The sequence below is a fragment of the Salinimonas lutimaris genome (assembly GCF_005222225.1).
Classification (GTDB): domain Bacteria; phylum Pseudomonadota; class Gammaproteobacteria; order Enterobacterales; family Alteromonadaceae; genus Alteromonas; species Alteromonas lutimaris.
Genome location: NZ_CP036536.1, coordinates 2,015,458 through 2,035,975 on the forward strand (window position 1 = coordinate 2,015,458; position 20,518 = coordinate 2,035,975).

Consider the following 20,518-nt stretch of genomic DNA (forward strand, 5'->3'; position numbering starts at 1 on the left):
GACTAGGCGGGGTGTTTCCTTACAAAATCGTTATTAGTCGTCGCTGCCGAACGCGCCCAGCAGGTGCAGAATCGACGTGAACAGGTTATAGATGTTCAGGTACAGAGAAACTGTTGCACGAATGTAGTTAGTTTCTCCACCATTGATGATCCGGCTGGTATCAAACAGAATCAGACCAGACATAATGAACACAATCGCAGCATTCAGTGCCAGACTCACGGCGGGTACCTGGAAGAAAATGTTAGCAATACCTGCAACAATCACGACAACCAGACCAACCATTAAAAAGCCGCCCAGAAAAGAAAAATCTTTCTTGGTTGTCAGCGCATATCCGGACAGTGCAAAGAACACCAGTGCCGTCGCGCCCAGCGCCTGCATAATAATGCCAGGGCCAGCAAAGTTAAGATAATAAGCCAGCGTATAACCTAATGAGCCGCCCATTAATCCGGTAAAAGCAAATACCCAGTAGATACCTGACGCTGATTCAGCTTTCTTTTGCACAACAAACAGGGTAATAAAAGCACCGATTGTCATACCTAAAGAAGCCATAGGACCAATACCCACAGCCATAGCAACACCAGCACAGACCGCACTAAACGCCAATGTCATGGCCAGCAACATGTAGGTATTACGTAATACCTTGTTTGTCTCCAGCACTGACTGCCTGGACGCACCAGCATACATCGAAGAACGGTTATCCATCATTTTCCTCCAACAGGATTTAAAACAAACCAAAAATGGTTCAAAATATCTGACCTATTTGTATGGGTTTTAGTTCCCAAATTCAAGTGGTTGCTTAATAAAAATATACGCTGTTTTTACTATTTTGAATGAAAAAACAACGATTTCACTCATAATTGTATAGTACGCGATCGCTTAAAACATTTTTTCAAATTAACACTTTACAGCTCAACAAATATCATTAAGATACGCATCACTTCTCGGAGAGATGGCAGAGTCCGGTTGAATGCACCTGATTTGAAATCAGACGAAGGGTTAAACCTTCCGGGGGTTCGAATCCCTCTCTCTCCGCCATATTATACGCTGATGGGCAATCATTAGCTTCAATATAAAACGAGTTTAATGTTTTATATTTGTCACAAAATGTGACATAACAAGTTGTTCTGGAGAGTTGGCAGAGTCCGGTTGAATGCACCTGACTTGAAATCAGACGAAGGGTCAAACCTTCCGGGGGTTCGAATCCCTCACTCTCCGCCATTTTCATATTGGTGGTTAATCATCAATATCGCCGCAAGGCACACAATCAGTTCTGGAGAGTTGGCAGAGTCCGGTTGAATGCACCTGACTTGAAATCAGACGAAGGGTCAAACCTTCCGGGGGTTCGAATCCCTCACTCTCCGCCATTTTCATATTGGTGGTTAATCATCAATACCGCCGCAAGGCACACAATCAGTTCTGGAGAGTTGGCAGAGTCCGGTTGAATGCACCTGACTTGAAATCAGACGAAGGGTCAAACCTTCCGGGGGTTCGAATCCCTCACTCTCCGCCAAATAAGAAACCCGCCTCGTGCGGGTTTTTTTATATCAGTTACACACCGCCTGCTTCATCATCGCCCGGCGCAGCAAAGTGATTTCATAACATGGACAGGCACATTTAAAACCATCTCATCCGGTCTTAGTACTAACTTAGTGCTTGTCCAGGAAAAAGTATTGTCAGGTAAAGTCTTGCAGGCAAAGCATGGACAGGCACATTCCGTTTTATTTATGACTGTCACTTTTCGGATTAATTGGTATAGGCACTCTGCTGCGCGCACTTGTGACATATTACGGGTACTGTGTTCAGTAGTCGTGCGTGACCGATGTAGCAGCTTCATCCGATCTTGAATTCAAACAGTTGCACATTCATTAATACATTTGGCTTTCAGAATGTTTTAGAAAAAGTGCCTGTCCACATTGTGCAGTTACGTTGTGCAGTTCGTTTTCAACAATTCTTTTTTGTCCTCACGCACTCTAAATAGGACAGGCACATTGATCTTGCACAGTAATAAAAAAGGTCATGAGCTGTGTTTTACACATGTGCCTGTCCATGTTGTGGGATGTGCCTGTCTTTTTGTTGTGAAGTTTCAGAATCAGTGCCTGTCCAGCCAGCTCCCAGCCTATTTTGGTTGTTTAATCTGCAACTGCTAAGGTTACAGAGAGTTAAGTAATCTTTAGTCATTACTTAAGCGTAATGCCTTTACCTGCCTGTAAAAAAATAACGCATCATCACCATCGCGTTTTGTCGTGTCACTGATGAGCAGTAAAACGCTAGAGGACGTTATATGGAATTCTTGCACACCCCGAATCTGCGGGAGGGGACGATCGAGCAAAAGCGTGCTGAGATCCTCGCCTGGTTTGAAGACTCTTTTGAATGCTACGAAAGCCTGTTCAGTAATTTGAAAAACGATGAGGCCTTTTACCAGCGGCCTGAAAAATTGCGCCACCCCCTGATTTTTTATTATGGTCATACGGCAACCTTCTTTATCAATAAACTGGTGTTAGCCAAGCTTATCAATGACCGGGTCAATCCTGATTTTGAATCACTGTTTGCCATCGGTGTTGATGAAATGAGCTGGGATGACTTGAATGAGGAAAACTATAACTGGCCGACTGTTAGTGAGGTAAGAGCCTACCGGGCTCAGGTGCGTCAACTGGTGCGCGACCTGATTCAGAATATATCGTTCACACTGCCGGTAGACTGGCAAAGTCAGGTTTGGCCGGTTGTGATGGGGATAGAGCACGAGCGCATTCATCTTGAGACATCCTCTGTGCTGATGCGTCAGCTGGACCTGCAATTTATCAGCGAGCAGCCACAATGGGCGCCATCTGAGGTACATCATGAGCCGGTCGCCAATGAGCTGGTCAGTGTTGCTGCCGGAGATGTGCAATGGAGCAAAACTCAGGATGCGCCGTTTTATGGCTGGGATAACGAATATGGCCATGCCAGTGAGTCTGTTGCCGGCTTTAAAGCCGCCCGTTATCTGGTCAGTAATGCTGAGTACCTGAGCTTTGTTAAGCAAAACGGCTACCTGGATGAAAGTTTATGGGACAATGAAGGATGGCAGTGGCGATGTTATACACAGGCACAGCATCCGGTATTCTGGCGTAAGCAGGGGCAAGACTATGTATATCGCGCCATGACCCGTGAAATGCCGCTGCCCCTGTCATGGCCGGTGGATGTGAACTATCATGAAGCCAAGGCGTTTTGTCACTGGAAGGCCAGACAAACCGGCAAATCCATTCGATTACCAACTGAGAATGAATGGGTGCGTATACGTGATGAGGCGGGGCTGACGCAGGCCCGGTATTACGACAATATGAATATCCATTTACGCAAAGCGGCTTCCAGTGAACCGGTGGATGTGAATCAGCATGGTGAATTTTTTGATGTGGCCGGGAATATCTGGCAATGGACCGAAACCCCGATTTATCCGTTTGAAGGTTTTGAAGTTCATCCGCTGTATGATGATTTCACCACACCGACGTTTGATAACAAACATAACCTTATCAAGGGTGGCTCATGGATATCGACGGGCAACGAAGCCACCAGAGACAGTCGTTATGCGTTTCGCCGGCATTTTTTCCAGCACGCCGGTTTTCGTTATATAGAATCGGACATCAGTATTACCGTGAATGATTTTGATTATGAAAGTGACACGCAGGTGTCGCAGTACAGTGAATTTCACTATGGCGATAATTATTTTGGCGTAGCGAATTTTGCTCAGCAGTCAGCTGAGCTGTGCCTGAAAGTTTCTCAGGGCAGACCACAGCGCAAAGCGCTTGACCTTGGTTGCGCGGTAGGCCGGTGTTCTTTTGAACTGGCGACCCGGTTTGACCATGTGGATGGCATTGACTTTTCAGCCCGCTTTATCAAAACCGCGTTTGCCATGCAGGAGCGTAAAGAGATTCGCTATCATCTGATTGATGAAGGTGAACTGACCAGCTTTAAAGCCAGAAAACTGGCCGATATGGGTCTGGAAAAGGTTGCTGATAAGGTCAGCTTTGCTCAGGGAGATGCCTGTAATCTTAAGCCTCAGTACACCGGCTATGATTTAATATTCCTGGGTAACCTGATTGACCGGGTTTATTCACCGGCAAAACTGCTAAAAGATATTCAGCAGCGCCTTAATATAGGCGGCATTTTAGTGGTGGCGTCGCCGTTTACCTGGCTGACCGAATACACCGAGCGGGACGAATGGCTGGGCGGGTTCAAAGAGTCTACCGGCGAAACACTTACTACCACCGATGCACTCGATCAGGTATTAGATCAGTGTGAACGGGTAATGGCGCCGCAGGATATTGAGTTTGTGATTCGCGAAACCAGGCGCAAATTTCAGCATACTATTTCCGAGTTTAATGTCTTTGAGCGCACCCGTTGAGTCTGTTTGTTAACCGCAGTCAACACAACACCTTAAAATATGATGGCGTTAAACAGAAGTTTGGCGTCGATCATCCCGATATGGTGTCGATGTGGATTGCTGACATGGATGTGTCGCTGCCACCCGTTGTCGGTCAGGCGTTATCTGAACATGCCAATACCGGTGCCAGTGGCTACCAGCACTGTGATATCAGTGAGGCAGTGCAGCACTGGTATCGCCTGTCAGGCTATACCCTTTGCACGCACCACATTTTGCCTGCTGCGGGCGTGGTGCAGTCGCTGTTTGCCTGTGTCGATGCGCTGACCCGACCGGGTAACAAGGTCATGGTGTGCCCGCCGGTTTACGGGCCTTTTTATTCGGCGGTACAGCACCAGCAGCGAGAGCTTGTCACTATTGGGTTAATGCAGCGCGATGGTCAATACAGGATTGATTTTGAGGCGCTGGATCCCAGCGCCAGTATGCTGTTGCTGTGTAATCCGAATAACCCAACTGGTGATGTCTGGGATGAGCCGACGCTTCGTCGGCTATCTGCCTTTTGCCGTAAACACCATATTGTACTGGTGTGCGATGAGGTTCACCGGGACTTTATATTTGATACCGTTCCGGTCTCTGCGGTTTGTCTGTTTGATGAGCCTGATAACCAGATGGTGGTCCTTAACAGCGCGGCAAAAAGTTTTAATCTGGCCGGGCTTGGCCCGGCATCCTATGTGTTAGCACAACACCAGGATGTGCGCCAAACACTGTTTGAGTACTTTACTGCTCGACACCTGGCGCCAGCATTGCCTGGTGCTATTGCGTTGCGCGCTGCTTATCTGCACGGTTACCCATGGTTTTCACAGGTGCTCAGCGACATTAAAACCAACCGTCAGTTAGTGCGCAGTCTGCAAGGAGCGCTTCCCGCCACATTGGCAATATACCTGGGGCAGGGGACTTATTTTGCCTGGCTGGATGCCCGACAGCTTGGCGCAAATGTAAAAGATTTGCTGCTGCATGAATATCATCTGGCTCTGGGAGATGGCGCACAGTTTGGCCAGCCGGGCTGGTTCAGGCTGAATCTTGCCACCCATCCGGATGTGATTGAAACGGTCATGACGCGCTTGTGCCGTCCAGCGCGTGTATAAATTCAGGCTGTATATATTCCATTTTATAGAACGATGGGCATGAATAATTGAAATTTTATCAGCTCCATCAGAACGGTAAACTGTCTCCATTGTAATGAGCAGGAACCAGTTATGGAATATATCAGACAAGCTTCGCAGCGTGGCAAAGCAGATTTTGGCTGGCTTAACAGCCATCACAGTTTTTCCTTCGGGCGATACTATGATCCGGCGCACATGGGGTTTTCTGTGTTACGGGTTATCAACGATGATATCGTTAAGCCTGGGTACGGGTTTGAAACTCACGGACACCGCGACATGGAAATTATCTCGTATGTGATAAGCGGTGAGCTGGAACATAAAGACAGTCAGGGCAACCAGTCGGTCATTCCGGCGGGTGATATACAGCGGATGAGCGCCGGCAGTGGTATTCTGCATTCGGAGTTTAATCCGTCGGACGAAAACCCGGTTAACTTTTTGCAAATCTGGATTCAACCAGCAGTAGAAGGGATCATGCCATCTTATGCTCAAAAGCAGATAATACAGGATGAAGCGGTGACGCCCATCGTCAGCCCGACTGGCAGCAACACCGCTATTTCCGTTAACCAGGATATGGTCTTATACCGGGTGGTACTGAAAGAGGGCGAATCAGCCCGCTTACCGGTAGGACAAAGGGCCGGATATCTGCACGTTATTAAAGGACAGGCACAGGTTGGCAGCCATACGTTTACGCCTGGCGACGGTTACGGCATTACCGAACAGGACGCCATTGAGGTTACCGCCAGCGAAACAACCGAAGCACTGTGGTTTGATTTGCCCCCAATGATCTGATGAGTCGCCCTGGGCGGTCCGGTAAATCCGGGCCGCTTAACCGCTTTTTTTCACCCAGTGTCCTTTCTCATTTTTCTCGTAACTTTGCTTTACCGCCGCCCAGGCCACTTTAAACGCAACCTCTTCGCGCGAATCATTCCCGTCTCTGTCATCCGGATCTTTATATTCGTCCCAGGCGCTGTTGTAGGCCTCTTTAAAAATTTCCTGCGCGTGAGTGGGCAGGTTATCGGTTACCGCATCCGGTAGTGACTGTCTGTTCTCGTAGGGCATAAAGATGATCCTTTTATTGGTGGTGGGTTTAACGAATATGTACATTTTAGTTTGCTACGGTGAAACAGACGGCTTTGCTTTGCTGGTGGTCAATATACCGTCAAACAGCCGGCAACCACTTCACTACTAAGGGAAAGGTGGTATGATAAAACCATCACAGTCAATGACTGTCCCCAATGAGCAACGATGATCGGTGAGCAATAACGTGATAAAGATTATCCTGGCAGATGACCACCCGCTGGTAAGAAGCGGAATCAGACGTATTCTTGATGACGTTCAGGATTTTACAGTGATAGCAGAAGCTAAAAACGGGGAAGAGGCTATCAGTCTGTGCCGGCGCAACGCGCCGGATGTGGTACTGATGGATGTGAACATGCCCGGCATGGGCGGCCTGGAAGCCACCAAAAAAGTGTTGCGACTGGCAGAAAATATCCGGGTTATCGGACTTTCTGCCTATAAAGAACACCCCATTCCTGCCCAGGTCATGCAAGCCGGGGCATTTGGTTTTCTGACTAAAGATGCCGAACCGGACGAAGTTACCCGGGCGATTTATAAAGTCGCTTCAGGTCAAAAGTACTTGCCTGCGGATATTGCCGAAAGCATTGCGTTTGGCAAAGTTGGCGCCGATGCTGAAAACCCTTTCGAGTCTTTGTCTACCCGGGAACTGAGCATTGCCCAGCGCCTGACAATCGGCAAACGGGTGCCTGAAATTGCCGAAGAGCTATGCATCAGTGCCAAAACTGTCAACACCTATCGTTATCGCATGTTTGAGAAACTGGGCGTCACCACAGACGTTGAACTGACTCATCTGGCGTTACGGCACAAACTTATCGAACCAAACACATTTTAATGGCCACATTCGACTCTGCTGAGTTTTTAAAACATCTGACTAATCAGCCTGGCGTGTACCGTATGTACAACGAGCAGGAAGAAGTTATTTATGTTGGTAAAGCAAAAAATCTGAAAAAGCGGGTATCCAGTTATTTCCGCCTGCAGGTGGATAACGCGAAAACCCGTTCGCTGGTAAGCCAGATTGCTAATATGGATGTGACGGTGGTAAACAGCGAAACAGAAGCGTTTCTGCTGGAAAACAACTTCATCAAAAAATACAAGCCACGCTACAACGTGGTGCTGCGTGATGATAAATCCTACCCGTTTATTTTTCTGTCTGCCCATCAGCATCCCAGACTTTCGTTCCACCGCGGGCCACAAAAGGCTAAGGGAGAGTATTTTGGGCCGTACCCGAGCGCCTGGTCGGTGCGTGAAAGCCTGCGCTCAATGCAAAAAATATTTCCGGTTCGCCAGTGCGAGGACAGTTATTACCGCGCGCGCAGTCGCCCGTGCCTGCAATATCAGATGCAACGCTGTAGTGCGCCATGTGTAAAAGGGTATGTGAGCGACGAGGAGTATGCCGAGCAGGTCGATTTTGCCAGGCTGTTTTTAAAAGGCAAAAACCAGCAGGTCATTGGTAGCCTGGTGGAAAAAATGGAACAGGCTTCGGTGGATCTGAATTTTGAAGCGGCTGCCCGCTACCGGGATCAGATCTCAGCGCTGCGTAAAGTACAGGAGCGCCAGTGGGTAGCCGGTACACAGGATGAAATGGATGTGTTCGGGTTTGCTATTCGTGGCAATATGGCCTGTATACAGGTTATGTTTATTCGTGAACGGCAGTTACTGGGCAGCAAAGCCTTCTTTCCCAAGGTGCCGCCCACCGCCAGCGAAGAAGAAGTGTTCGAAGCGTTTTTCTTGCAATTTTACTTAGCTGGCAACAAGGTTATCCCTAAGCAGGTTGTGTTACCGGTGGCGTTATCCGATGAACCAGCCATTGCGGATTTGCTCAGTGGTGAGGCAAATCACAAAGTGTCTTTTTTTAAAGGGGCGCGAGATGAAAAACGACGGTACCTTGAGCTGGCCCAGAATAATGCCAAAAGTGCACTCGATGCCCGGTATGTGGAACAAAAGTCAGTGCATGCCCGGTATATCGATTTAGAAGAAATCCTTGAACGAGATATGCCTGTACAGCGTATGGAATGTTTTGATATCAGCCATACCTCCGGCCAGCAAACCGTGGCATCCTGTGTGGTTTTTAATCGTGAAGGGCCGCTTAAAACAGATTATCGCCGTTACAACATAGAAGGGATCACCCCGGGCGATGATTATGCTGCAATGGCGCAGGCACTTAAACGTCGGTATAAAACAGTGGAAGAGGTTAGCAAAATTCCGGATATCCTGTTTATTGATGGGGGGAAGGGGCAACTTGCACAGGCCGAAACATTTTTTGCGCAGTGGCCGGAAGATGTGAAGCCACTGCTGATTGGTGTGGCTAAGGGCACCACCCGTAAACCTGGGCTGGAAACCCTGATTATGGCTGATACCCATGAAACCATACCGATGGACAGCCATTCTCCGGCACTGCATCTGATTCAGCATATTCGTGATGAATCTCACCGGTTTGCCATTGCCGGACACCGGAACCGGCGCCAGAAAGTAAAAAATACCTCCACCCTGGAAGGCATCCCCGGTGTGGGCGCAAAACGCCGGCAGTCGCTGCTTAAATTTATGGGCGGGCTGCAAGGTCTTAAGAAGGCCAGCAAACACGAAATTGCCAGTGTTCCGGGCATCAGCCAGGATCTGGCAGAAACAATATACGACCACCTGCATCACTGATTAAGCGAATAAAGGTGGCACCGTCATTCCATTGCGCGTGGCGAACAACAACAGAGAAGTTATTATGTGGAATGCACCCAATATTATCACCCTGTTCAGAGTCGCTCTGATCCCTGTTTTTGTGGTGATTTACTTTCTGGACTGGCGCTGGGCTCATGAGCTGGGCGCGTTTATTTTCTGGCTGGCAGCCATTACCGACTGGTTTGACGGTTATCTGGCCAGAAAGCTAAAGCAAAGCACGCCGTTTGGTGCATTTTTAGATCCGGTAGCCGATAAGCTGATTGTGGCAGCGGCGCTGATTATGATCACGCATACTTATGCAACCTTGTGGGTCACGGTACCGGCGATTGTGTTACTCATCCGGGAAATTTATGTATCGGCTTTACGTGAATGGATGGGCAGTCAGGGTGTGCGTGACGAGGTCAAGGTGTCTTTTGTCGGTAAGGCCAAAACCACCGCACAAATGCTGGCACTGATTGGGTTATTATCCGGTTTGCAAACCTTTATGGGCTTTCCAATTTACTGGGTCAGCCTGGGCTACATTTTATTGTATATTGCTGCGGTGTTGTCGCTGTGGTCGATGATTGTGTACACCGGCGCCGCATGGAAACACCTGGGCGGAAGCAATTGATTTAAAAGAATTGTTTGTCATATAAACAATTTGAATAAAAAACTGTCAAACGATGCAATAAATGCAGAATTACCTGAAAAATCGCACGATTTTATATTGACAGTTTGGCCGGGGTAGGTAGAATGCACCCCACGTTCAAGGCAGCAAGCCAACGAACAGAATTAAATTGAAATGCGGGAATAGCTCAGCTGGTAGAGCACAACCTTGCCAAGGTTGGGGTCGCGAGTTCGAATCTCGTTTCCCGCTCCAATTTAATTGATGGATAAAGTGGCGGAATGGCAGAATGGCTATGCAGCGGATTGCAAATCCGTCTATCTCGGTTCGACTCCGGGTTCCGCCTCCACTTCCTTGCTTTTATAGCAACAGGCTTACCGGCCTGCATCAGGTCCACGTGACCAACCCAATGCCCGGGTGGTGAAATTGGTAGACACAAGGGATTTAAAATCCCTCGCTGGTAACAGCGTGCCGGTTCAAGTCCGGCCCCGGGCACCATTTGTTGGGTTCTTTGTTTGGGGTCATTGCCCGAAACATCATTACATTACAATGCGGGAATAGCTCAGCTGGTAGAGCACAACCTTGCCAAGGTTGGGGTCGCGAGTTCGAATCTCGTTTCCCGCTCCAATGTAATATTAGGGTCGAGTCCCAGATTACACTGCTAACGATGTCCTCGCGACACGCCGCGACAACGTGGTTGCCAGTTACAAATCTGTTTCCCGCTCCAATGTAATATTAGGGTCGAGTCCCAGATTACACTGCTAATGATGTTCTCGCGACACGCCGCGACAACGTGGTTGCCAGTTACAAATCTGTTTCCCGCTCCAATGTAATATTAGGGCCGAGTCCCAGATTTACACTGCTAATGATGTCCTCGCGACACGCCGCGACAACGTGGTTGCCAGTTACAAATCTGTTTCCCGCTCCAATGTAATATTAGGTTAGAGTCTCATTTAATCAACCTGATTGAACTCCAACCATTGCCCTGTAAGAATGTCCACAGTTCTACGCAATACAGCGGCGGAATGGCAGAATGGCTATGCAGCGGATTGCAAATCCGTCTATCTCGGTTCGACTCCGGGTTCCGCCTCCATTAGCTTTATCGCTCCAGGCATACCAGCCTGCACCAGGTCTGTTCGACCAACCCAATGCCCGGGTGGTGAAATTGGTAGACACAAGGGATTTAAAATCCCTCGCTGGTAACAGCGTGCCGGTTCAAGTCCGGCCCCGGGCACCATTTAATACACCTCACAATGATTACTTTACCGGTCAAATGCCCTTTCAGGAATACTGCTGCCTGCTGTTTAGTCGCAAGCAGGAATGGTAAGGATAACGGCATGAATCATACAGCCTATAGTCGGATTACACGCACTCTTGTCATACTACGCGACACTTATGCCGATATGCCTGCGCCAACGATGCTGGTGCTGCTGGAAGTGGCTCAGAGCGGTCAGAACGGACTCAATGTGACTCAGGTCATGAAACGACTGGGGTTGTCACAAAGCTCAGCCAGCAGACACTGCCGTATGCTGTCTCAAGGCGGGCCGAACTTGTGTGACTTGTCACTTGATCCTAACGATCCGCGCAGCAGGCTACTTAGACTGAATGACAATGGCCGGGCGCTGGTGGCCCGGCTGGAACAGTCGCTGACAGGGTAAGATTTTTATGGAGGCCGGGATACCGGCCTGGTTAATCTGATGCCTGCTGTTGAGTGGGCTTGCGGTCTATCGGCTCAAGTTCGGTATAGCCTTTGTTAAACAGATGTGTGAGCAGACGGTGGCCGAAAACTTCTTCACCCTGGGTGGTGATATGACGATGGTCCGAATACGTGATTTTACCGTCAATAACCAGATCCCGGGGTAGCTGCAACTCAAATCCATCAATTTTACTGTAGTAATCCACCCCATGCTCTGCCAGACGACTGGCCAGACGCTTATCCAGTGCGTGACTGACCTCAATGGTATTGTCAGAAACATAGTCAGGTAACTGGCTGTCAAATTCCCGGGTGTAATCCCAGTCAACCGGATCGGTGGTAATGGGCGGCAACATGCCTATCATCAACACCGGCAGGCTAAACTGCTGATGAACCTGGCTCAGATACGCCACTACATCATCGACATACTGCTGATTAATATCCCTGGCTCTGGCGGTAAACATGTCATTGTTGCTAAACAGACGGTCCGGGGTCTGGGTGTAGATCACCAGCTCAATGTTGTCACTGTGCGTCTTGGCAAAGCTGATAAAGTCTTCATACTGGCACTGCGGCACATCATTCGGGTTACCGTTGTACCCGTGCGCCCGGCAGGAGCCCCGCGACACGCTGACCACAAACGGGTTTTTACTGTTAAAGGCGACCGCGTTATACATATCCATGCCATGGCTGCCGCCAAGAATGAATACTGCTTTGTTATGTTTAGCCGCGCACTGTTCAAAGCGTGCTGTAAACGCCTCATCAAGCAGCGGTGACCAGATTTTACAGGGCTCGTCCGCCATTTTTTGATGAAGATGCGATTCATAGGCGGTGTCCAGCATGGTGAAGCGGACCATATTCTCAGGCTCCCATAAACTTCGTACGGCGACATTCTGTGTTTGTACACAGCCAGCCAGAATAACCGCTGCCAGACCGGCTGCTGAGAGTTTAAAAATACGCGGGCGGGTAAATTTACTGCGATTACGCAGCGGGGTTTCTACAAAGTGCCAGGAGATGACTGCCAGTACCACGCTGAGGACCAGCCCGGCGATGGCCGCAATAACCGGTAAATGTTCACCAAAATAAATACGCAGGCCTGCCAGAATAGGCTGATGCCACAAATACAGGCTGTAACTGATAAGGCCGGTCAGCGTCAGCAGGCGGGTGGAGAGCAAACGACCTGTAAGATTAGTACTGCTGGCAAATAAAATAATGCCGACTGCGCCGGCTACTGGCGCCAGCGTCAATAACGACGGATGGGCCGTATCCGGGGTAAACCACATGTAACTGACAACAACGATGACCACAGACATGATGGCCAGCAGTGACTTAGCCAGCTCGGGGATACGCTTAAACGCGCGGGTTTGAATGAACAGGCTGGCCAGGCCGCCGGCCATCAGTTCCCAGGCCCGGGTATGTAACAAATAAAAATTGCCGATGGGATCCACGGTGTGCTGCCACTGCGCCAGCCCCAGGGAAATAATAAAAATGCCTAGCATGAGTGAGATAAATAAGGCTTTACCCCGAGGCAGGGCCCACAGTGCAATCAGCGGAAAGAAGATATAGTACTGTTCCTCTACTGCCAGGCTCCAGGTATGCAGCATGGGGGTCAGTTCTGATGTGCTGCCAAAATAGCCGGATGTCTGCCAGAAATAAAAGTTTGATACAAAGGTCGCGACACTGAGCAAACTGGCGCCGTAATCTGCAAAAATACGTGGCGAGTCACCGGCAAGGGGGAGTAGCAGGGTCGTAACGGCAATGACCAGAAAGAGTGCCGGCAGAATACGGCGAGCCCGGCGTTCGTAAAAATTGATGATTGAGAAGGTGCCTTTGGCTATTTCCCGGGTAATGATACCAGTGATTAAAAAGCCACTGATAACAAAAAACACATCTACACCCAGAAAGCCCCCGCTCAGACCGGGAAAACCGGCGTGAAGCCAGAGAACCGGTATGATTGCCAGTGCCCTGAGTCCGTCTATTTCTGTTCTGTACTGCATAATCACCACTTTTCACTCACCGGCCGGTGTCGATGAGAAGGTTAAAAAGAAGGTATTAAACAATTATCAGGCCATCTGTGTGTTTTTGTACGAAGAGGGATGGAATGCGGTGGGTCAGGCTATAAAAATAGAGGGCTGGCGCTTGTACAATGGCAGTTAACTCGGGGCTTTCGCGCGTACTCAAACCGGCATGCTATGAATAAATGACTGACAGTGTTGCCATTTATTCACAGTATGCCGGCACGCTGAACGTTAGGTAGTCGTTGTTCAGGCAGTAAGTATCTGACTAACCTGCTGCGTGGCGTTTTTATTACGCGGAGCAACATTATTGTCAGGCTCAGGGCTGTTCACATGCTCAGGGCTGTTCATATGCTCAACGCTGCCCGTGCCATCGTTATCAGCTAAGGGCCTGTTGTATGGCTGGGCGTCGTCGGTAATGTCATGAACGCCCTGCAATGCGGCATAAATTTCGTCCTCAGAAGGCATCCGGCGAATTGCCAGCCCTTGGGTTTCAAAATCTGCATTCACATACCCATGTGCTACAAACTCACCTAACCATTCGGTAGCCGGGAAGTAGCCCCATTTACGTTTAAACAGGTTGGCGTTAGTCACAATGTCCAGCAAATGATTTATCGGAAAATCATAATTGGCCCGGTGTTGGATAAAGGTGGAAATATCCAGCCGGCGCAACTTAATGCCCGCCGCATGGCAACGGGTGGCAAAATCTATATCACCAATGCCAAATCCGTGATACTGCTCATCAAACCCGCCTATATCTTCAAAAACCTGCTTAGATAACCCGAAAACAGATGACTGAAAACGGTTAATGTGCATATTGGACTTACCAGACGTAGTCACATGCAAATCCGGAGCAGAGGCAAGATGCTCAAATGTATCGCCATCTTCCAGTAACCGCACAGGAATTACATTGTCGGTTAAGATGGTATCGTCCTGCCAGTACTTCATCATGGCTTCAAACAACTGGGGGTGACACAAACAGTCTACATCCAGATGTATAACGCGATCATGGCTGGCCGAAGCAAAGCCTTTGTTGCGGGCCTGCGCAATGGGTAATTCTTCAGATGTGACAAAGCGATGCTGTATTGTAAACACCTCGCTTTGCATCAGGGATTTGTCTGATGGCGGTGCCATCCAGACAATAATAAGCTCAGCCGGAGGCTGTGAGGCGCGCTCCAGGTTGGCAATCAGGTTAGTCAGTTGGTGTGTCCGGTTTTTAACAATAGTTACCACACTAAATTGGGAATGCATAATTCATCTCCGTTGTGCCGGCGGTCCAGCTTCATAACGTCATCTCTGTCAGTAGTAGAGCAAAAACCAATCCATGCGAGCCACTTTTTATCTGGCTGATTAAAAAGGATTTTTTATCACGTACTGACGTACCGACCGCGCCAGCCTCGTGAAATTGTTACAACCGGGCATGTAGTTGTTTTCTACTATAAATGCATTAATAAACCCTTATAAAACAGTGCTATGTCATTTATTGCGGGTCTGCTGGCTGTGTAAAGCCGCTATATTTTTTACGCTGCGTCACTTATCATGCTGATAACCTGTATTTTTCTGAGATGGAGACCAGATGTCAGCTTATGTGTTATCAGCCAGCCAGTTATACCAGCGGCAGCAATATAAGCCGGTCAGGTTATTAAGGGCACTGATGAAAGACCCGACAACCGGCGAACAGGACAACCACGCAGGGGATATGATTGCCGGTACCCTGAATCTTGACCTGGATGATGAAGGCAGCGACCATCGTGGCGGTGGCGCTCATACGTTACCGGCGTTGCCGGCAATGGAGGCATTGCTGACACAGCTGGGAATCGCCAGAGATACAGAGCTGGTGGTGTATGATAACCGGGGAATATTTTGCGCACCCAGAGTGTGGTGGATGCTTAAATCTCTGGGACATTATAGCGCTCATGTGCTGGATGGCGGGCTGCCGGACTGGATCGCCCATGGTTTTGCGGTGGTACCGTCACCGGCCGATATTGTTTCACGACCTTCCTATATGGCTGTTCCGGCCGCTGACTGGTTTGTGAATGCTGATCAGGTAGCTGACGCGATACACTCCGATACCCAGATTATTGATGCCCGCGGGCCGGGACGCTTTTACGGGCGTGAGCCTGAACCGCGCGCTGGCGTGCGTCCCGGGCATATTCCCGGCTCATTTAACCTGCACTATCAACAGGTGTTACGGGCCGGTAAGTTTCGCCCGGTCAGTGAGCTTAGTGCGTTGTTCAGCCAGACCGGTATCGATCTCTCCAAACCTGTGATTTGCAGCTGTGGCTCTGGTATTACCGCCTGTATTATCGGTATGGCGGCGCTGATGTGCGGTGCAACAGCGGTCAGCGTGTATGATGGTAGCTGGGCCGAGTGGGGCAGCGATAAAAGCCGTCCGGTGGAGACAGACTGATGAATCAACGCAAGGTAGTTGTATTAACCGGGGCCGGTGTATCGGCCGAGTCGGGACTGAAAACATTTCGTGATAGCAACGGATTGTGGGAGCAGCATCGCGTAGAGGAGGTCGCCACCCCCGAAGCATTTCAGACAAACCCTGAGCTTGTGTATCGGTTTTATAATGCCCGGCGACAGCAGCTACAGGAGCCGGACGTTCAGCCTAATGCGGCTCACCAGGCACTGGCCAGGCTCGAACAGCATCTGGGCAGCAACCTGACTCTGGTGACTCAGAATGTGGACGATTTGCATGAGCGCGCAGGCAGCCAGCAGGTGCTGCACATGCATGGCCAGTTAATGTCAGCCCGCTGTGTTGCCAGCGGTATTCGCCGGCCGTTCACCCGGAGTTTTGATGCGACGACCGCCTGTACCTGTTGTCAGCCAGCAAATCAGTTACGACCGGATATTGTCTGGTTTGGTGAAACCCCGATGTTCATGGATAAAATCATCGTGGCGGTCACTCAGGCTGATCTGTTTATTGCCATTGGCACCTCCGGACAGGTGTATCCGGCCGCCGGCTTTGCTCAGCTGGCTCACGAAAGCGGAGTTCGCACGGTGGAACTTAATCTGGAGCCGGACATTCATCATCCTTATTTTGATGAACACCGGCAGGGGCCGGCAGGGCAGGTAGTTCCGCAATTTATTGACGAACTTATTCAAACTAACGCGTAACGTGTAAGACAAACTATGCAGGAATTTTTGACTATCGCCCTGATTCACCTGGTGGCCGTTGCCAGTCCGGGGCCGGATTTTGCCATTGTGGTGCGCCATAGCGTGAGCTTTGGCCGCCGTGCGGCTATGTACACCAGCATTGGTATTGGCCTTGGTATACTCATTCATGTGGCTTACTCGCTGGTGGGACTCAGTGTCATCATCCAGACCACCCCATGGCTGTTTAAGGCTATCAGCTATGTGGCCGCAGCTTATTTGATCTACCTGGCGGTAGGTGCGCTGCGCAGCGGCCCTGCGCCGGCGTCGAACCAGCCACTGACCGATGAACCGGTGCATAGCCAGGCTCATAAGATGCCGGCCCGCAAAGCCCTGTGGACTGGTTTTCTGACCAATGGGTTAAACCCAAAAGCAACCCTGTTTTTCCTGTCGCTGTTTACTGCGGTAATAGACGTAAATACTGCGTTCACCACCAAACTGGGTTACGGCATATATCTTAGTGTGGCGACCGGTATCTGGTTTTGTTTTTTGTCTTATTTACTCAGTACCAGCAAAGTGGCCCGGTTTATCGGCGATAAAGGTTACTGGCTCGACCGGACCATGGGCGTGCTGCTGATTGCCCTGGCAGTCAAACTGGTCTGGTCATAAATTGACTGGTTAAAAACGGTGGGTTTCATTTTGCATCGTACTTCAGGGTATACTGGCGTACGCGGAATATATATTTGAGGATCCTGTGGAAAACGACAGTAACCAAACGCCAGAGTCAAAGCCTGGCCGCATGCAACAAGCACTGGACGGGCAGTATCAGTTTTCGGTCAAAGCGGTGTTTACGCAGGCCAATAAGATGGTCAGGGAGAACTACGCTACACTGTTTGCCGGGGTCGCGGTTATTTTGGGCATTACGGTGCTTTTGATTACGTTGCTGGCCACCCAATTCAGTATTGAGCAGCTTCAGAATCTGTCGTCTGGTCAGCAGCTGCTGGTGGATGTCATTGTACTGTTTCTGATCGCGCCGGTGACCACAGGCTTTATTATGCTGGGCGCACAAATTGCCCAGACCGGTAAGGGCGAGCGCTCGACCCTGTTTCGTTATGTACCCCAGGTAATTTCCCTGGTACTGGCACAATTACTGATTTCAATTGTCACGCAGCTGGGTTTGTACCTGTTGATTCTGCCCGGTCTGTACGTCTTTATTGCAACTTCATTTACCCTGCCACTGGTGGCAGATAAACGGATGACAATTTTTGCTGCCATGCTGTTGTCGGTAAAAATGGTCAATACTTACCTGAGCGGTTTTATCGGATTGTTTTTACTGTTTGGTCTGTTATTTGTCCTGTCGGCGTTTACTTTCGGGCTGGCTTTGTTGTGGGTGATGCCGCTGTATTACGCTGCTATAGGACTATTGTATAATGATCTTTTCGGTTCGGGTATGGTAGAAACAACGGTTAAAACCAATAACAACGAGTCAACATTCGATGCATAAAAGGGAAACAACAAAAATTGTTCTGGTCACGGTCGGTATTCTGGCGGTGATTGTGATTAATGCTTGGATCCTGTCTTCCCGTGAACCTGATATTCTGGATGTGCCAGAGACCGAACAGGCCTCTGAGCCGGTGCCTGATTTTGCTTCTTATGATGATGTAAATGAGCGCAAACGGGCGTTTTTCAGTTATCTGCGTCCGGAAGTGGAAAAACAGAATGAGTATCTGTTGTCTTTACGGCATTACATTCAAACCCTGCAACGTAAACAGACCGCAGGTGAAGGGTTATCAGAAGATGACGAGAAGCGTCTGGCCTGGCTTCGTAAGGAATACAAGGTGAACCCTGATGTGTCTGCTGATACCGCGATTTCCCGATTGTTGGCGCGTGTCGATATTTTACCGGTAGAACTGGTTCTGGTGCAGGCAGCTAATGAGTCTGCCTGGGGGACCAGCCGGTTTGCTCAGGAAGGCTACAACTTCTTTGGGTTATGGTGTTTTCGTGAAGGCTGCGGCTTTGTCCCCCAGCGCCGCAGCTCAGGTGCCGACCACGAAGTGGCTAAATTTGATAACCTGTCCAGAGCCACTTACACCTATATGCGAAATATTAACCGGCACAAAGCCTACTCTGATTTGCGCACAATCCGAAGCCGGATGCGGGTAAATCAACTGCCGGTAACCGGGCAGGCACTCGCCGAAGGACTGATTAACTATTCTCAGCGTGGCGCCGCCTATGTTGAAGAACTACAGGCAATGATTCAGTTTAATAAGCGGTTCATGAAAAATGATTCGGCGGATTAGCGTGCTACTGCTGCTTGGCTCTCTGTGGGCCGGGCAGGCACAGGCCAGCGCGGCTGCAGACTCTGAGCTGAGTATTGATTACAGCCGCTTTTACAGTCATATCCGAAAACTCAGTGGTGAAGATACTCAGGCGCTGCAATTTGCGTTTGGTTTTGTCCATGTACAAAGCGGTCAGCTTTGCCATATCAGTAACGCCCGTGTCACAACCCCTAAACAGACCATGCCGGTGCCCATCAGCGCTGAACAGCGGTTTACCCTGCCATCTGAAAAAGCCCTGCAACTGGCTGACGCGGTGGTGGAGCTTTCGCTGGCAGAACCGCCAAATCAGTGTGATATGTCGGTACAGCTGGAAACCAAAGCAGCCTATCTGAAACAGGCCTACAGCAGTGAAGAACTGTCTGTGCTGGTGGAGCAGTACCGTGCCTTTTTTAACGAAATGGGCAGTTTTCTGTCTTTTATGATGCCGTCGGTCAAGGGGCTGACCCTGCAGTTTGCCGATGACAATCTGACGATGCCGCTGAAACACGGCCTGATGATACAGGGAGGTATGTTGCAGTTGCCGACAACGTGGATCAGCCAGCAAAAGTCACTATCTCTGCCGGCTGCTCCTGTCAGGATCACGGCTATTGCCAGTCGCGATTAGGGCTCTTCGTGCACCAGCTGATAGCGGATCTGCTCAGCCAGCCGATTCACCGTTGCCTGACCTTTTTCACACAGTTCACCGGCCCGGTGAAACTCCAGCAGCCCCACATCGTTGAGGTGAGGCTCAATCAGTACATCGGGCGGATCGCCTGCCAGTCGTGAGCGGGTCACCCTGGCCTGTAAAATCTCCAGTGAACTGCTCATAACACTTAAAATACCAGGGGGCGCTTCGTTATTGCCCGGGGTGCTGTCAGACGAAAACCACTGACGTACCATGCCAGAGCTTTTTTTGAGAAAACGCTCGGTTTTTTTCTCATTTTCTTCATGATTCTCTGCCGGTTTGTCCAGTCGCTGTGGCCTGAAATCTGCGTTAAGATTAACCGCGATAACAAAATCTGCTCCCAGCTGACGACACAGATTAACCGGCACGGGATTGACTACGGCACCATCTACCAGCCAGCGACCTTCATAGGGCACCGGACTGAACAGAGCAGGAATCGCACAGGATGCCTGAATGGCATCATCCAGCGGCCCTGAGCGAAACATCACCTCACGGCCAGAGTGCAGATCGGTGGCAACCACAGCAAATGGTTTATTCATTTCCTCAAAGCTGGGGGCACAAAAGTCATTTTTCAGTTTGCGAAAGACCTTCTGCCCGGTGGCCAGTCCGCCTTTGCGCAGGCCGATACCCATCAGGGACAGCACCTGCCACTCGGTCAGTGAACAGGCCCATTCTTCCAGTTCATCGAGCTTCCCACTGGCATAGGCAGCACCGACATAGGCACCAATCGAGCATCCTGCTACTACATCAATTTTAACCCCCAATGCTTCCAGGGCTTTAATAATTCCAATGTGTGTCCATCCGCGGGCGGCGCCGGCGCCAAGTGCTATACCTATTTTCATA

Annotated in this window: 18 protein-coding genes and 10 tRNA genes; 23 read left to right on the plus strand and 5 right to left on the minus strand. The window is 49.8% G+C overall.

Annotated elements, in window-relative coordinates; all coding sequences use genetic code 11:
- Nucleotides 1-33 precede the first annotated feature (33 nt).
- Nucleotides 34-702 carry a Bax inhibitor-1/YccA family protein gene (locus EZV72_RS08650; protein WP_137168706.1) on the minus strand — a complete coding sequence of 223 codons (669 nt, stop codon included), beginning with the start codon at nucleotides 700-702 and terminating at the stop codon, nucleotides 34-36.
- 241 nt (nucleotides 703-943) lie between these two features.
- Between EZV72_RS08650 and EZV72_RS08655 the strand changes: the two genes are divergently transcribed.
- The 7 genes from EZV72_RS08655 to EZV72_RS08685 all read left to right on the plus strand — a co-directional run bounded on the left by EZV72_RS08655 (nucleotide 944) and on the right by EZV72_RS08685 (nucleotide 6,306).
- Nucleotides 944-1,035 (plus strand) — tRNA-Ser (locus tag EZV72_RS08655).
- A gap of 91 nt (nucleotides 1,036-1,126) precedes the next feature.
- Nucleotides 1,127-1,218 (plus strand) — tRNA-Ser (locus tag EZV72_RS08660).
- A 54-nt stretch (nucleotides 1,219-1,272) separates the two neighbouring features.
- A tRNA-Ser gene (locus EZV72_RS08665) sits at nucleotides 1,273-1,364 on the plus strand.
- 54 nt (nucleotides 1,365-1,418) lie between these two features.
- Nucleotides 1,419-1,510, plus strand: a tRNA-Ser gene (locus EZV72_RS08670).
- A 771-nt stretch (nucleotides 1,511-2,281) separates the two neighbouring features.
- The gene (gene ovoA, locus EZV72_RS08675) at nucleotides 2,282-4,378 is read left to right on the plus strand and encodes a 5-histidylcysteine sulfoxide synthase (protein ID WP_137166872.1); all 2,097 of its coding nucleotides are present in this window, start codon (nucleotides 2,282-2,284) and stop codon (nucleotides 4,376-4,378) included.
- Entirely contained in the window at nucleotides 4,375-5,499 is a 1,125-nt protein-coding gene (locus tag EZV72_RS08680; RefSeq protein ID WP_137166873.1) for a MalY/PatB family protein, read from the plus strand. Before ovoA ends, EZV72_RS08680 begins: the two co-directional genes overlap by 4 nt.
- 111 nt (nucleotides 5,500-5,610) lie before the next feature.
- Nucleotides 5,611-6,306 carry a pirin family protein gene (locus EZV72_RS08685; protein WP_137166874.1) on the plus strand — a complete coding sequence of 232 codons (696 nt, stop codon included), beginning with the start codon at nucleotides 5,611-5,613 and terminating at the stop codon, nucleotides 6,304-6,306.
- A 36-nt stretch (nucleotides 6,307-6,342) separates the two neighbouring features.
- Here the strand turns inward: EZV72_RS08685 and EZV72_RS08690 are convergent, their stop codons facing one another.
- Nucleotides 6,343-6,576, minus strand: coding sequence for a ChaB family protein (locus EZV72_RS08690; RefSeq protein ID WP_137166875.1), 234 nt, complete (start codon nucleotides 6,574-6,576; stop codon nucleotides 6,343-6,345).
- A 205-nt stretch (nucleotides 6,577-6,781) separates the two neighbouring features.
- Between EZV72_RS08690 and uvrY the strand changes: the two genes are divergently transcribed.
- The 10 genes from uvrY (at nucleotide 6,782) to EZV72_RS08740 (ending at nucleotide 11,526) form a co-directional block, all read left to right on the plus strand.
- Entirely contained in the window at nucleotides 6,782-7,426 is a 645-nt protein-coding gene (uvrY, locus tag EZV72_RS08695; RefSeq protein WP_137166876.1) for a UvrY/SirA/GacA family response regulator transcription factor, read from the plus strand.
- A complete protein-coding gene (gene uvrC, locus EZV72_RS08700) occupies nucleotides 7,426-9,243 on the plus strand; it encodes an excinuclease ABC subunit UvrC (protein ID WP_137166877.1) in 1,818 nt (605 codons plus the stop codon). Before uvrY ends, uvrC begins: the two co-directional genes overlap by 1 nt.
- Nucleotides 9,244-9,307: 64 nt before the next feature.
- Nucleotides 9,308-9,874, plus strand: coding sequence for a CDP-diacylglycerol--glycerol-3-phosphate 3-phosphatidyltransferase (pgsA, locus tag EZV72_RS08705; RefSeq protein ID WP_137166878.1), 567 nt, complete (start codon nucleotides 9,308-9,310; stop codon nucleotides 9,872-9,874).
- A gap of 173 nt (nucleotides 9,875-10,047) precedes the next feature.
- Nucleotides 10,048-10,123 (plus strand) — tRNA-Gly (locus tag EZV72_RS08710).
- 20 nt (nucleotides 10,124-10,143) lie between these two features.
- Nucleotides 10,144-10,217: transfer RNA gene (locus tag EZV72_RS08715), tRNA-Cys, on the plus strand.
- A 62-nt stretch (nucleotides 10,218-10,279) separates the two neighbouring features.
- Nucleotides 10,280-10,366 (plus strand) — tRNA-Leu (locus tag EZV72_RS08720).
- Nucleotides 10,367-10,419: 53 nt separating this feature from the next.
- Nucleotides 10,420-10,495: transfer RNA gene (locus EZV72_RS08725), tRNA-Gly, on the plus strand.
- Nucleotides 10,496-10,887: 392 nt separating this feature from the next.
- Nucleotides 10,888-10,961: transfer RNA gene (locus EZV72_RS08730), tRNA-Cys, on the plus strand.
- Nucleotides 10,962-11,018: 57 nt separating this feature from the next.
- A tRNA-Leu gene (locus EZV72_RS08735) sits at nucleotides 11,019-11,105 on the plus strand.
- 100 nt (nucleotides 11,106-11,205) lie between these two features.
- Entirely contained in the window at nucleotides 11,206-11,526 is a 321-nt protein-coding gene (locus EZV72_RS08740) for a helix-turn-helix domain-containing protein (protein WP_137166879.1), read from the plus strand.
- Nucleotides 11,527-11,557: 31 nt separating this feature from the next.
- On the opposite strand, the gene EZV72_RS08745 is transcribed toward EZV72_RS08740, so the two are convergent.
- Nucleotides 11,558-13,555: an acyltransferase family protein gene (locus EZV72_RS08745; RefSeq protein ID WP_137166880.1), complete on the minus strand. Its 1,998-nt coding sequence runs from the start codon at nucleotides 13,553-13,555 to the stop codon at nucleotides 11,558-11,560.
- Nucleotides 13,556-13,822: 267 nt separating this feature from the next.
- Nucleotides 13,823-14,824 carry a glycosyltransferase family 2 protein gene (locus tag EZV72_RS08750; protein ID WP_137166881.1) on the minus strand — a complete coding sequence of 334 codons (1,002 nt, stop codon included), beginning with the start codon at nucleotides 14,822-14,824 and terminating at the stop codon, nucleotides 13,823-13,825.
- A gap of 325 nt (nucleotides 14,825-15,149) precedes the next feature.
- Between EZV72_RS08750 and EZV72_RS08755 the strand changes: the two genes are divergently transcribed.
- From EZV72_RS08755 to EZV72_RS08780, 6 genes are all read left to right on the plus strand, one after another.
- On the plus strand, nucleotides 15,150-15,983 hold the full coding sequence (locus EZV72_RS08755; protein WP_137166882.1) for a sulfurtransferase: 834 nt from the start codon (nucleotides 15,150-15,152) through the stop codon (nucleotides 15,981-15,983).
- Entirely contained in the window at nucleotides 15,983-16,696 is a 714-nt protein-coding gene (gene cobB, locus EZV72_RS08760; protein ID WP_137166883.1) for a Sir2 family NAD+-dependent deacetylase, read from the plus strand. The genes EZV72_RS08755 and cobB overlap by 1 nt, the downstream gene beginning before the upstream one ends.
- Nucleotides 16,697-16,711: 15 nt before the next feature.
- Nucleotides 16,712-17,341 carry a LysE family translocator gene (locus EZV72_RS08765; protein WP_137166884.1) on the plus strand — a complete coding sequence of 210 codons (630 nt, stop codon included), beginning with the start codon at nucleotides 16,712-16,714 and terminating at the stop codon, nucleotides 17,339-17,341.
- An 85-nt stretch (nucleotides 17,342-17,426) separates the two neighbouring features.
- The gene (locus tag EZV72_RS08770; protein WP_137166885.1) at nucleotides 17,427-18,176 is read left to right on the plus strand and encodes a hypothetical protein; all 750 of its coding nucleotides are present in this window, start codon (nucleotides 17,427-17,429) and stop codon (nucleotides 18,174-18,176) included.
- Nucleotides 18,169-18,972, plus strand: a complete 804-nt coding sequence (locus tag EZV72_RS08775) for a glucosaminidase domain-containing protein (RefSeq protein ID WP_137166886.1) — start codon at nucleotides 18,169-18,171, stop codon at nucleotides 18,970-18,972. The genes EZV72_RS08770 and EZV72_RS08775 overlap by 8 nt, the downstream gene beginning before the upstream one ends.
- Nucleotides 18,956-19,615: a DUF2987 domain-containing protein gene (locus EZV72_RS08780; RefSeq protein ID WP_137166887.1), complete on the plus strand. Its 660-nt coding sequence runs from the start codon at nucleotides 18,956-18,958 to the stop codon at nucleotides 19,613-19,615. The genes EZV72_RS08775 and EZV72_RS08780 overlap by 17 nt, the downstream gene beginning before the upstream one ends.
- Here EZV72_RS08780 and rssA read toward each other — a convergent pair.
- A complete protein-coding gene (rssA, locus tag EZV72_RS08785; RefSeq protein ID WP_137166888.1) occupies nucleotides 19,612-20,517 on the minus strand; it encodes a patatin-like phospholipase RssA in 906 nt (301 codons plus the stop codon). The genes EZV72_RS08780 and rssA overlap by 4 nt on opposite strands.
- Between the last annotated feature and the right edge of the window lies 1 nt (nucleotide 20,518).